Here is a 12,370-nt window from a genome sequence, read left to right on the forward strand (position 1 = left end):
TAACACGCGCTGCTCCCCTGGTCGGTTCCACTTCCCCGCCGACTTTTTCGCTCTTGCGTCCCGGAGATGTGAGAGATTACTCTCGAAACATGTCTCTCAGAAATCCGTACGGCGATTTCGAGATCACCGACCCGCAGGCGATGCGCGCGTTGGCGCATCCCGTCCGGCTCGCCGCGCTCAGCTACCTGCAGAAGAACGGACCGGCCACCGCGACCCAGTTGTCGGTGCACGTCGGCGCCTCGCCGTCGGTGACGAGCTGGCACCTGCGGCATCTCGAATCGTTCGGGCTGGTCAGAGACAGCCCTCCCCCGGACGGCGGCTCCGACAAGCGCCAGCGCTGGTGGAAGGCGGTCGCCCGCGGGTTCCGCTTCGAGATGCCCGACACCCCCGACGGCGCGGAGGCCGGCCGGATGCTGCGCACCGAGATGATGAGCCAGGCCCTGGACCACATCCAGCAATGGCTCTCCGACACCGAGCCCGTCCTCGACCCCGCCTGGTCCCGCTCAACCGGCTCCTCGAACACCCTCCTGACCATCACCCTCGCCGAAGCCGAAGCAATCGAGAACGCCATCGAAGACCTCCTCGCCCCCTACGTCCAACGCGGCGAATCCGGCGCCCCCACCGACGCCCACCCAGTCCGCCACATCCGCATGACGTTGCCCGAAGCAACCACCTGACCCGCTGACCTGCTTGACCCGCTAACCCGCCCGCCCGCATGACGTTGCCCGAAGCAACCGCCTGACCCGCTGACCCGCTGACCCGCTGACCCGCCGACCCGCCGACCCGCCGACCCGCCGACCCGCCGACCCGCCGACCCGCTGACCCGCTGACCCGCTGACCCGCTGTGAGGATCCACCATGACCGCTCCTGCCCAACCACCCGAGCCTCCGGCCGCTCCCATCTCCTCCGCGCCGACGGGGCCGGAGGCTCCGTCGGCGCGGAGTTTGTGGCGTGATCGGCAGTTCCGGACCTTCTGGTCGGCTCAGGGTGTTTCTGAGTTCGGTGATCGGATCAGCGAGCTTGCGTTGCCTTTGATTGCGGTGACGATGCTGGATGCTTCGCCCAGCCAGGTCGGGTTTCTGACCGCCGCGGTGTGGTTGCCGAACCTTGCGTCGTTGTTCATCGGTACCTGGGTCGACCAGCACCGCGACAAGCGGCCGTTGATGATCGCCGCCGATCTCGTCCGCACCGTCTTGTTGTTGTCGCTGCCGATCGCCTACTGGCTCGACATCCTCTCCCTCGGCCAGCTCTACGCGATCGCCATCCTGGCCGGTACCGCGCACGTCGTCTTCAACACCGCCTACGCGTCCTTCTTCGTCCGGCTGGTCAAGCGCGAGCAGTACCTGGAAGCGAACAGCAAGCTGGCATCCACCAGATCGATCTCATTCATCGCCGGCCCGGCCGCCGGCGGCCTGCTGATCCAATGGCTGACCGCACCGATCGCGCTGCTCGTGGACGCGTTGTCGTTCCTCTTCTCCGCGCTCCAGGTCAGCCGCCTGAAGGTCGAGCCGGGCACGGCCGACGACACCGAGGAGCCCTTGCTGACCAGGGCACGGGCCGGGATGAAGTACCTGCTCAAGCATCCGTACCTGCGCGCCAGTCTCGGCTGCGCGACCACGGTCAACTTCTTCAACATGATCGGGCTGGCGCTGCTGGTGCTGTTCGCCAGCCGCAACCTGGGTCTGCCGGCCGGCACCATCGGTGTCGCGTTCGGTGTCGGCGCCAGCGGTGGGCTCGTGGGAGCGCTCGCCGCGAACCGGCTGACCCGGCTGATCGGCGCCGGGCGGCTGATCGCGCTCGGTTCAGTCGTCTTCCCGGCCGCGTTGGGGATCGTCGTTCTCGCCGACGGACCGGTCTGGGTGCGGGCGGCCACGCTCGCGGCGGCCGAGTTCGTCGGCGGGTTCGCGGTGATGTGCTTCGACGTACCGCTGAACTCGCTGCAGGCTTCGGTGACCCACGACCACATGCGTAGCCGGGTCGCGGGCGCGTTCAGCAGCATCAACTACGGCGTACGGCCGCTCGGCGCGGTGATCGGCGGTCTCCTGGGCACCTGGCTGGGCGTCCGGGAGACGCTGCTGATCTCCGCCGCCGGCGGCCTCCTCGCCGTACTGTGGCTGCTCCCCTCGCCGATCATCCGGACCCATGACCTCGACGGGCTCGAACCACCGGCGATGTGACGGTCAGTCCAGCTCGACCGGCTCGTCGAGCTTGGCGACCGTACGGCGAAGCGGGATCTCCTTGATGAACAGGACCGCGATCAGGCTGACCAGCGCGCAGGCGGCCGCGATCAGGAAGATGCGCCCGGTCGCATCGCCGTACGACTGCCGGACCAGCTCAGCCAACTGCGGAGGCAGGTGGTTGACGTCCAGCAGGCTCGTACCGTCCGAGCCACCCTGCTGCAACTTGGCCGCCGCTGCCGCGCCACCCGGCCCGTGCAGGACACCCTGGATCAGCAGGTCCTTGACCCGAGTGGCCAGGACGGCCCCGAGAACCGCGACTCCGACCGCACCGCCGAGGCTCCGGAAGAATGCCACCGACGCGCTCGACGCCCCGATCTCGCTGACGTCCACGGTGTTTTGTACCGCGAGCACCAGGTTCTGCATCATCATGCCCATCCCGATGCCCATGAAGAGCATGCCGAGACCGACGTACCAGTACGGGCTGGTGTGGTCGATCGTGCCCAGGATGCCCAGGCCGATGGTGAGCAGGACGCCGCCGGCGATCAGGTACCGCTTCCACTTGCCGAACCGCGTCACCATCTGGCCGGCCCCGACGGAGCCGATGAACGAGCCGAGCATCATCGGGATGGTCAGCAAGCCGGCCTCGGTGGCGCTGTAGCCACGGGCGACCTGGAAGTACTGGCCGAGGAAGAGCGCGCTGCCGAACATCGCGACGCCGACGGCCATGCTGGCCACGATCGCCAGCGCGGTGGTGCGCTGCCGGACCACCTTGAGCGGGACCAGCGGCTCGCGGACCCGGTTCTCGACCATCACGGTCAGGATGCCGAAGACGATCGTGCCGCCGACGAACAGGACCGACTGCCAGGAGATCCAGTCGAAGTCGTGACCGGCGAAGGTCACCCACAGCAGCGGCAGGCTGGCGGTGATGCTGATCAGCACCGCGCCGAGATAGTCGACCGTGACCTGACGCTTGAACAGCGGCAGGTGCAGGTACTTCTGCAGGATGACCAGGCTGATCACGGCGAGCGGGACGCAGACGTAGAAACACCAGCGCCAGCCCAGCCAGGAGGTGTCGACGATGACACCGCCGATGAGCGGGCCGCTGACGGTGGCCACGGCCATCACGGCACCCATGTAACCGGAGTACCGGCCGCGGTCGCGGGGCGGGATCGCCGCACCGATGATCGCCTGGGCGAGGGCCATCAGACCACCCATGGCCAGACCCTGCAGCACGCGCGCGCCGATCAGGAACGGCACGCTGTGGGCCATCCCGGCGAGGGCCGAGCCGACCACGAACAGGCTGATCGCCAACTGCACGAGCAGCTTCTTGCTCATCAGGTCGGACAGCTTGCCCCAGATCGGGGTGGACACCGTGGTCGCCAGCAGGCTCGCGGTGAGCACCCAGGTGTACTGCGTCTGGGAGCCCTCGAGGTCGGCGATGATCGTCGGCAGGGCGTTGCTGACGATGGTCGAGCTGAGCATCGCAGTGAACAGCGCGGCGAGCAGCCCGACCAGGATCTCGAGGATCTCGCGGTGGGTGAGTTCCGGCGCGGCGGGCGCTTGCGGCCGGGTCTCCGTGACAGTCATCAGTCTCCAGTCGAGGGGTTTGAGTGCTTCGCAGACTCAGCGGTCTGGGTGACCGCGGCGGCGACGCGGCGCAGTACTTCGGCAGCCGCGGCCATCTCGTCGTCGTCCCAGTCCGCCAGGGCAGAGCGGAGTTGCCGGGCGTAACCGGCGTACAGGTCCTCCAGCCGTTTCCGGCCGGCCTCACTGAGCTGGACCAGGGACACCCGGGCGTCAGCCGGATCAGGCCGACGGCTCACCAGGCCGTCGCCCTCCAGCGCACTCAGCTGCCGGCTCACCACGGAGGCGTCGACGCTCAACTTGGCGGCGATCTCACCACCCCGCTGCTCGCCGTCCTTGGCCAGCACCTTCAGCACACTCGCGTCAGCGCGTCGCAGGCCCGAGTCGGGCCACAGATGCCGGTGCTCGATACAACGCACGGCCCGGATCAGCGAACTGACCCCTTCGAGCACTTCCTGGGCCGGCGTATCCCGCTCCACCTCCGGGACAGAGGTCTGCTGGACTAGTTGCATAACCCAACTATACACACATTTAGTTGGTTTCTGCAACCATATGTGCGGACTGCTCTGTTGTGACTACCGAGCGTGAAGGTCTAGCTGAGGTCGAGGTTCAGGCGGGCCAGGAGGCGGGCCAGGGCGGCCAGGTCGGGGGTTTCCCAGCGGTCGAGGATGGCGCGGAACTCTGCCTGGCGCTGGACGCGCATGGCGCCGAAGCGTTCGGCTCCGGTTTCGGTCAGGCGGAGGAGGCGGGCGCGGCCGTCGTCGGGGTCGCCTACGCGCTCGATCAGGCCGAGGGATTCGAGTTGGGTGAGGCCTCGGCTGACCGTTGACTTGTCGAGGCCGAGGGCTTGGGCGACGTCGGAGGCGCGGACGCCGGTACGACCGGAAGAGGTGCCCAGCTCGATCTGCGAGATCAGCGCATAGCCGGCGGCATCCATCTCCGGGTGGACGCGACGGGCCATCATCATCTGAGCCGAGCGCGACCGGCGGAACAGGTTGGTGAGCTCGTGCTCGACGTCGGCGACCAACCGCTGGCTGTTCCCGGTCACCATGTCGCTCACCGGACCACGATTCCGGCGTCGCGCAGCGCTTTCTTGACGTCCGCGATCCGCAGCTCGCCGAAGTGGAAGACGCTGGCGGCCAGTACTGCGTCCGCCCCGGCCTCGACTGCCGGCGGGAAGTGCTCGGGCAGCCCCGCTCCCCCACTCGCGATCAGCGGTACGTCGACCACCGCCCGCACCGCCCGGATCAGCTCTAGGTCGAAACCCTTTTTGGTGCCGTCGGCATCCATCGAGTTGAGCAGGATCTCCCCGGCCCCCAACTCGGCACCACGCCGCGCCCACTCGATCGCGTCCAGCCCAGCCGACTTCCGGCCTCCGTGGGTCGTCACCTCGAAACCGCTCGGCTGCTCAGCGGACCGGCGTACGTCGAGAGACAACACCAGCACCTGGTTGCCGAACCGGTGCGCGATCTCCTCGATCACCGCCGGCCGCGCGATCGCGCCGGTGTTGATGCCGACCTTGTCGGCCCCCGCCCGCAGCAGCCGGTCGACGTCGGCCGCCTCCCGCACGCCACCACCCACAGTGAGCGGGATGAACACCTGCTCGGCCGTCCGCCCGACCACCTCGTACGTCGTCTCCCGCGACCCCGACGAAGCGGTGATGTCGAGGAACGTCAGCTCATCGGCCCCTTCGGCGTCGTACAGCCGAGCCATCTCCACCGGATCCCCGGCATCCCGCAGATCGGCGAAGTTGACACCCTTCACCACCCGCCCGGCATCAACGTCCAGACAAGGAATCACACGCACGGCAAGGCTCACCCGGAAAGCCTACCGACTCCACCGCACCCGACCCGGCCAATAGTCCAGACTTGACCGGTGAAGATCCCCCGCCCCTGGCAGAAGAAGCCGCCCCGCGACCTGGCCACCGAGCTGCGGACGCCCCCGCCCGGACTCGTCGCAGAAGCGGCCCGTACTCCGGGTGGCTGGGTCTACGACATCGACCAGGACTGGCTCGACGACCGAACGGCAACGTGCCGCCCGAGGCGATCCGCGGCGGCTGGCGCGTCGACGACGCCGGCAAGCTCACCGGCGAGTTCGTACCCAACGAAAAGCACACCTCACCACGAGACGACTTCAGCGCGCTCACGGAGCCGGATCACTGGCTCGACTGGCTCGGCGAGGATCCGGGGCAGGTTGTGCGGGACAGCATCGAGCTGTCACTGGCAGATCAGGTCGCGGGCGCCAAGGTCCAGTGGTTGAGGTTCAGGGGCGAGCCGGCCTTCGTGACCGGCGGCAAGCCGTTGCCGCACGATCCGGGCAAGGCGCAGGTGGTGCGGACCGGCCTAGCCGTGGAGTTCATCCTCGCGGTCGTGCGGCCTTCGAATGAGCGGGACGTACTGACCGGCGTGTACACGCTGGCCATCGCCGGCATGGACGAGCCAGAAGCGCGCGAACGCTCCTGGCTCGACCTCGGCGCCACCATGGACCAGATCGGCCCCCTGCTGGAAACCCGGCTCTACGAACTGGGCTGAACAGCAGAAGGCCCTCCAGCCAGGCGCAACCGACGACGCTCAGAGGATGCCGCGGTCTGCGAAGACCATCGTGGGTTTCCGCGCATCGTCGGCAGGCTGGGCGACTAGTAGACGAGCCTGCCGGGGATGCGCTCGGTGACCTCTTGGAGGACCCAGGTGTTGCCGTCCGGGTCGGAGAACGCCGCCTGGCTGACGTACGAGCGACCCTCGGGATCGCGCCCGGGCTCGGGCCGGCCGCCTGGGGTGGCGTGGAAGATGTCGCCGATCTCGATGCCGCGGTCCAGGATCTCGGCGTGGGCGGCCTCGATGTCGTCGACGATCAGCAGCAGGCCCTGCAGCGGCGGCCCGGCGGGCGGGCCGAACTGGACCGACGCCGGGGAGCCCGGCGGGGTCAACTGCACGGCGCGCACCTGCTCGGTGAACTGGAAGTCGATGTCCAGCTGCCACCCCAGCCGCTGGTAGAAGTCCTTCGCCCGATCGATGTCGGTGACCGGGATGCGCGTCACCTCGAACTTCAGGGGCACCTTGGCCAGGTCCTGTCCTTCGGCCGGCGACGGAATGCTGTTCACAGTCATGATGCTTCCTTCTGGGGTGCTGATCGCCTGAAGCGCGGCTACCCCCGATCATGGGCGACAAGCTGCTCCATTGGAACCCGTCGCTCCCGCCGGTTCCAGGAGGCCAGCAGGGCCAACTTGTCCGCGTCGCTCGATCCGGCGTCCGGGTGGTACACGACGAGCTTCAGGTCCTCGGCTCCGTCGATCCGCAGTCGCTCGCGGTTGAGGGTCAGCTCGCCGACCTGCGGATGGTTGATCCGCAGCGGCGTACCGCGCTGGCCACGGACCTCATGCCGGGCCCAGAGTTCGCGGAACCGGGCACTCGCGCGCGACAGTTCCGTGGTGAGCTCGATCAGGCGCGGATCGTCGAGGTCGTTGCCGACGGACTGCCGCAGGTTCGCGATCAGGCACTCGGTGACGTCTTGCCAGTCCGGATGCAGGGCCTGCTCGGCCGGGTCCAGAAACAGGTCGCGCAGTTGATTGCCGCCGGCAGCGAGCCCGGGGGAAAGCGCTCTGGCGAGAGTGTTGGAGGCCAGGATGTCGAAGTACCGGCCCTCGATGAAGGCGGGCTGGGCCAGCGAGTCCAGGAGCTTGAGCGCGCCGGACGGTGGGATCTCGACCGGCGATCGGCGGCCGCGCGGGCGGGGCGCCTCGGAGACCAGGGACTTGAGATGAGCGAGGTGCTCGTCGTCGAGGCGGAGCACCCGAGCGATTGACTCGAGCACCTGCTGGGACGGGTTGCGGTCGCGGCCGCGCTCCAGCCGTAGGTAGTAGTCGGCGCTGATACCGGCGAGCATGGCGACCTCTTCGCGCCGCAGACCGGGCACCCGCCGTACGCCGAGGTCGGCGATGCCCGCCTGCTGCGGTGTCACCAGCTCGCGCCGGGCGCGCAAGAAGGCGCCGAGGGCTTTCTTCGTCCCGGACCCGTTCCGCAGAGGGGGTCCTGGCACACCCCGGGCTGGAGAGGGCTCTGGTTGCGGCAGGTGGCTGCTCATAGCGTGTTCAACGGTCCGCTCGGGCCGGATATTTCGACAGGAGACACAGACACATGACGGTCACACTGATCACCGGGGCCAACAAAGGCATCGGTTTCGAGACGGCAAAACAGCTCGTGGAGCGGGGACACGTGGTCTACGTCGGGGCGCGGGACGTCGAGCGAGGTGAGCAGGCCGCGGCCGCGCTCGGCGCACGCTTCGTCCAGCTCGACGTGACCGACGACGCCTCGGTGGACAAGGCGCTGGCGACGATCGGTTCGGACGAGGGCCGGCTCGACGTACTGGTCCACAACGCGGGCGTGCTCGGGGACGGACCGATCGACGGCCCCAAGGCGCTACGGGTCTTCGACACCAACGCGGTGGGAATCGTGCGGGTCACGGAGGCGGCGCTTCCGCTGCTGCGCGAGTCCTCGAACGCCGTGGTGGTCACCGTGTCCAGCAGCGCCGGGTCGTTCTGGGCGGTGAACAACCCCGACCGGCCGGAGTACCACCTGCCGGTCGCCCTCTACTCGGCATCCAAGGCCGCGGCCACCATGCTGACGATCCAGTACGCCAAGGCCGAGCCGGCCATCAAGTTCAACGCAATCGAGCCCGGCACCACCGCCACCGACATGACCGCAGCCTTCGGCATCGGCCGCTCACCCGAGGAAAGCGCCGCCTTCGTAGTACGCCTGGCAACCCTCGCCCCAGACGGCCCAACCGGAACCTTCCAGGACGAAACCGGCGAACTGCCCTGGTGAATCTGCCACCGCCCGTCAGAGGATGCCGCGGTCTGCGAAGGCCTTGTGGACGGTTGCGGCTGCGGCTGCTCCGTACATCGACTGTGCGGTGGCGACCGTGTGCGTGGCCGCGGCGGCGAAGGTGGTGTCCGGGGCGAACTTGAACTGGGCGTTGACGATGATCCGGTCGGCGACCTTCGGGCCGAGCGCCGTGCGGATCTGGAACAGTGCCTGCGACCAGATCTCGCCGTCCGCGTGCACCTCGCCCTCGACGTCCTCGGGGTAGTGCTTGCCGGCGTCCAGGCGGCGCAGACAGTGCGGGACCGTCGAGGTGTACGAGGTCGCGTCCCAGTCCATCACGCAGGCCAGCGGCGCCTTCACCGGTACGCCGTACTTCTTCGCCACCCAGTCGCCGACCGTCACCGAGAAGTAGTCGCCCCAGGCCTCGCCGATCGAGCCGGCCTCGAGCGAGGAACCGAATTCCGGCACCTGGGCGTCATGCACCGCGTGACCCGTCTCGTGGACGATCACCTCGCCGTCCTCGGCGTCGTCCACACCGCCCTTGCCGAGCGTGATCGTGTCGTGCTTGTCCCAGGAGAACGAGTTGTCGAGGCCGTACTGGTCGACCTTGTAGTCCTGGCTCTCGGCGTTCACCGGTGGCAACTCGCTGCCGAAGCCGAGCGACTGCAGGTACTTCTGCGCCTCGGTCCCCCAGAAGTACGACATCACCTGCTCGAACTGGTCGTCGTGCCGGTCGTAGAAGTAGGTGCCGTTCGTGCTGTACGCCGGGGTGCCGGTGCTGCTCCGCACGTTCGCCCACTTGCCACTCAGGTAGCCGGAGCCGTCCAGGTCCGTCAGGGTGACCTCGTAGTACTCACCGCGCGGAACCGCTGTCGCCGAGTCCTTCTGGTCGGTGAGCGTCTCGTTCCCACTGGACTGGACGGGGTTCGGAATGAACACCAGCGCCTTCGCCGTGCCGGCACCGGCCGGCGGCTTCGCATTGGCGATGGGCGCTGTCAGCCCGGCCAACGCCAAGGCGGCAGCCGCGGCCAAGGCGACGGGAGTGGTCCAGCTCTTCGGCACCATCGGAGCCTCCGTGTCGACGCAGGGGACTTACCAGCACAAAGTAAGTCGCGGCGATTCACGGCGGTAGTGCCTGCTACGAAGGTCGAGGGTTCTCATGCTCGGCCCGTCACACACAGCCAGCGCCCCACCTCGCGCCGGTGACGATGCCGGTGATCCCGGCTCGCTCGGACAAGGTGAGGCGCTGCTTTCAGCCGATTACTTCCAGGCCCTGCGCTTCTGCTCTGCGGGCTTGACAGGTGTCGTGGACTCCCAGACGCGGCGCCAGCGGGCGGCGTCGGGACCGGACTGCGACGGGGAGGCGCCGGCGGCGACCCGGCGGCGGGCCTCCCACCAGGTTGTTGCTTCCTCGTCCAGCAGGGCCGAGACGGCCGCCGAGATGCGCGGCGCGAAGTCGCGAGCGGTCTCACCCTCGGCCGGGTAGAGCGGGTCACCGTACCGGACTGCGACCGTCGGGCGACCAGGTACCGGCCAACCACGGCCACGGGGCATCGCGGCGAAGGAGCCCTTGATGCCGACCGGGATCACCGGAACGCCTTGCTCCACGGCGATGTAGGCCGCGCCCATCCGGAAGCGTTCCATCCAGCCGTCGGGCGAGCGCGTGCCTTCGGGGAAGACGACGACGTTCCAGCCGTCCGCGAGCAGGTCGCCCGGGGTCGCGCTGAGCTTGCCGCCACGACGCTCGATCGGGAACGTGTTGAACACGATCGCCGACGCGGTCGCCCGCCACCAGGTGTCGAAGAAGTAGTCCGCAGCCGCAGCGACGGCCGTCTTGCGACGCATGTCGTCAGGCAGCGTGCAGAGCACCAGCGGCGTGTCCAGGTGCGACGAGTGGTTCGCCACGATGACGGCCGGCCCGTGCACCTTGCGCAACGAGTCGAGCCCGCTCACCTGCGGGTTCACCTCGAAGCGGAGTACCGAGTTGAGAGCGCCCTTCTGCAGGACCTCCCGTACTGCGATCGCCGCGGGCGTGCGAGCCCACCTGGTCGGGAAGACCGACGACTCCTTCTTGACCACGTACGGCTCGGCCGAGCGCGGCACCTGCTGACGACGGCCCCAGCGGAAGCCGCGCGCGACCTGCTTCACGTCCCGCGCGGTGTCCCGGCCGAACCTCACCAAGCTCGTCCCCATCAGCGGACGTCCGCGAGCAGGTGCGGCGGGTTGTGGAGGTACGTGATGGACGGCGACCGGCCGACCGAGTGGCTGACCATCTCGAGCGCGTCCTGCAGCGTGGAGGCGGACCGGAAGCCCATCCGCTCGACCGTCTTGCGGTTCGCGCCGACCCAGACGATGTCGCCGCAGTGGTCCAGCGCGTGGCTGATCCAGTACCACATGTAGAACGGGTGCACGCCGTGGTACGCGTTCGAGGTGCGGTACAGGTGGATGTACCACGGGTCCTCGGCGTACTGCTTCTCGAACTTCGCCTCGATGCTGGCCGGGTCGGTCGACTCCGACAGCACCTCCTCGAAGAAGTCCACGTACGACGGGTGGTGCAGCTGGCTGAACTCGTAGTCGACCGGGTGGTACAGGATCACCGCGCCGTCCTTGCGGACGATCGGCTGGCCCAGGTACGAGTTGAAGTAGTAGCCCAGTCCCATGCAGGCGGCCAGGATCGGGTTCATCACCGAGTTGACGTTGTACGGGCCGACGAACGGCACGCCCATGATCGCGACGTCGGCCTGGCCCTGGACCTCGACCTTGTGCTGGCGGTGCACCGCCTCGATCGTCTTCTCGTGCACCGGCTCGATCTTGCCCGCGGTGACACCGGTCAGGCCGTAGTTGGCCCGGACGTCCTGGAAGATCTTGCGCTTGATCCTGGTCGGCGCGAGGTCGAGCCCGCGCTTGGCGCCGAGGTAGGCGGCCTGGTCCTTGATCGACCACTCCCACTCGCGCTTCTGCAGGAACTCCAGCGGTCCGCCGAAGATGTCGTTGTTCAGCGTGGTCTCGATCTGGAAGACCTTGACGTGCTGGGTGAGGATCTCGCCCATCCGCCAGGCCGACTCGTGCATCTTCGACCGCTTGTGGTCCATGAACGAGCGCGAGTGGATCATCGTGTGGCTGTTGTGGTGGTGCTTCAGCGACTTGTACGACGCCAGCCCGATCGACGTCGACTTGTGGCCGCCGTCCATCGCCACCAGGTTCACGTTCACGTAGACCAGCAGGTCGGACTCGGCCGCCCGCTTGGAGATCTCGACGTCCTCGCCGTGCTTGGTCTGACCCAGGTGGGCCAGGTTCGCCTCGTCCTCGGCGTCGAAGTTGTAGAGCTTGCCGTCGGGGTAGAACGACCGGAAGACCCGCTCGCCGACGATGTCGCGCAGCTCGTTCGGGGTGAGCCGGCGGTGCAGCGCGTTGGCCGAGATCAGCTCGACGTCGTCGACGCCCGCGTCGGCGGCCATCGTCAGCACCTGCTCGATGATCCGCTGCCGGATGTCCGGCTTCTTCATCGGCGGCAACGGGATGGAGATGTCGTCGAACGCGATGGTCAGCTTCATCCCCGCGAACAGCAGCTCCGGCAGCGGCTCGGACTCCAGCGGGTTGAGCAGCGCGTTCTGGATCGCCTCCTCGACGTCGCGCACCGCCGGCAGCGACTCCGGCGGGTAGACCACCCGGGTGCCGAGCGGGAACCGCTCCAGCAGGAAACCCTCACCGTTGTGCACGAGCAGCGGCGGCGTCCGGTCGTCCACCTCAAGCACAAACCCTGGCCGAGACATGTCAGAACCTCTC

At 68.1% G+C, this 12,370-nt stretch carries 13 protein-coding genes; 4 read left to right on the top strand and 9 right to left on the bottom strand.

All coding sequences use genetic code 11. The features are described 5' to 3' along the window. The first annotated feature begins 89 nt into the window (after positions 1-89). A complete protein-coding gene (locus ACIA12_RS09460; RefSeq protein WP_396366451.1) occupies positions 90-677 on the top strand; it encodes an ArsR/SmtB family transcription factor in 588 nt (195 codons plus the stop codon). A gap of 180 nt (positions 678-857) precedes the next feature. Further along, positions 858-2,177, top strand: coding sequence for an MFS transporter (locus ACIA12_RS09465; protein WP_396366452.1), 1,320 nt, complete (start codon positions 858-860; stop codon positions 2,175-2,177). 3 nt (positions 2,178-2,180) lie between these two features. On the opposite strand, the gene ACIA12_RS09470 is transcribed toward ACIA12_RS09465, so the two are convergent. The 4 genes from ACIA12_RS09470 to hisF all read right to left on the bottom strand — a co-directional run bounded on the left by ACIA12_RS09470 (position 2,181) and on the right by hisF (position 5,582). After that, complete coding sequence (locus ACIA12_RS09470; protein WP_396366453.1) at positions 2,181-3,767, bottom strand: MFS transporter; 1,587 nt, start codon at positions 3,765-3,767, stop codon at positions 2,181-2,183. Continuing rightward, on the bottom strand, positions 3,767-4,276 hold the full coding sequence (locus tag ACIA12_RS09475) for a MarR family winged helix-turn-helix transcriptional regulator (protein WP_396366454.1): 510 nt from the start codon (positions 4,274-4,276) through the stop codon (positions 3,767-3,769). The genes ACIA12_RS09470 and ACIA12_RS09475 overlap by 1 nt, the downstream gene beginning before the upstream one ends. 80 nt (positions 4,277-4,356) lie before the next feature. Next, the gene (locus ACIA12_RS09480; RefSeq protein ID WP_396367150.1) at positions 4,357-4,815 is read right to left on the bottom strand and encodes a MarR family winged helix-turn-helix transcriptional regulator; all 459 of its coding nucleotides are present in this window, start codon (positions 4,813-4,815) and stop codon (positions 4,357-4,359) included. A 5-nt stretch (positions 4,816-4,820) separates the two neighbouring features. Continuing rightward, complete coding sequence (hisF, locus tag ACIA12_RS09485; RefSeq protein ID WP_396366455.1) at positions 4,821-5,582, bottom strand: imidazole glycerol phosphate synthase subunit HisF; 762 nt, start codon at positions 5,580-5,582, stop codon at positions 4,821-4,823. Positions 5,583-5,794: 212 nt separating this feature from the next. On the opposite strand from hisF, the gene ACIA12_RS09490 reads away from it, so the two are divergent. Further along, positions 5,795-6,295: a hypothetical protein gene (locus ACIA12_RS09490; protein ID WP_396366456.1), complete on the top strand. Its 501-nt coding sequence runs from the start codon at positions 5,795-5,797 to the stop codon at positions 6,293-6,295. A 104-nt stretch (positions 6,296-6,399) separates the two neighbouring features. On the opposite strand, the gene ACIA12_RS09495 is transcribed toward ACIA12_RS09490, so the two are convergent. Together ACIA12_RS09495 and ACIA12_RS09500 are read right to left on the bottom strand one after the other, a co-directional pair. Then, positions 6,400-6,870, bottom strand: coding sequence for a VOC family protein (locus tag ACIA12_RS09495; RefSeq protein ID WP_396366458.1), 471 nt, complete (start codon positions 6,868-6,870; stop codon positions 6,400-6,402). Between the two features lie 38 nt (positions 6,871-6,908). Beyond that, complete coding sequence (locus ACIA12_RS09500) at positions 6,909-7,799, bottom strand: helix-turn-helix transcriptional regulator (RefSeq protein ID WP_396366459.1); 891 nt, start codon at positions 7,797-7,799, stop codon at positions 6,909-6,911. Positions 7,800-7,897: 98 nt separating this feature from the next. Between ACIA12_RS09500 and ACIA12_RS09505 the strand changes: the two genes are divergently transcribed. Next, a complete protein-coding gene (locus ACIA12_RS09505) occupies positions 7,898-8,584 on the top strand; it encodes an SDR family NAD(P)-dependent oxidoreductase (protein WP_396366460.1) in 687 nt (228 codons plus the stop codon). Positions 8,585-8,599: 15 nt separating this feature from the next. On the opposite strand, the gene ACIA12_RS09510 is transcribed toward ACIA12_RS09505, so the two are convergent. The 3 genes from ACIA12_RS09510 to ACIA12_RS09520 form a co-directional block, all read right to left on the bottom strand. Beyond that, positions 8,600-9,649 (bottom strand): M4 family metallopeptidase, encoded by a 1,050-nt coding sequence (locus ACIA12_RS09510; RefSeq protein ID WP_396366461.1) that lies wholly within the window; start codon positions 9,647-9,649, stop codon positions 8,600-8,602. Between the two features lie 195 nt (positions 9,650-9,844). Then, positions 9,845-10,777 carry a lysophospholipid acyltransferase family protein gene (locus tag ACIA12_RS09515; protein WP_396366462.1) on the bottom strand — a complete coding sequence of 311 codons (933 nt, stop codon included), beginning with the start codon at positions 10,775-10,777 and terminating at the stop codon, positions 9,845-9,847. Beyond that, positions 10,777-12,357 carry a lactate racemase domain-containing protein gene (locus ACIA12_RS09520; protein ID WP_396366463.1) on the bottom strand — a complete coding sequence of 527 codons (1,581 nt, stop codon included), beginning with the start codon at positions 12,355-12,357 and terminating at the stop codon, positions 10,777-10,779. Before ACIA12_RS09520 ends, ACIA12_RS09515 begins: the two co-directional genes overlap by 1 nt. Positions 12,358-12,370 lie beyond the last annotated feature (13 nt).

It is taken from the genome of Kribbella sp. NPDC051620 (genome assembly GCF_044453825.1).
Lineage (GTDB): Bacteria > Actinomycetota > Actinomycetes > Propionibacteriales > Kribbellaceae > Kribbella.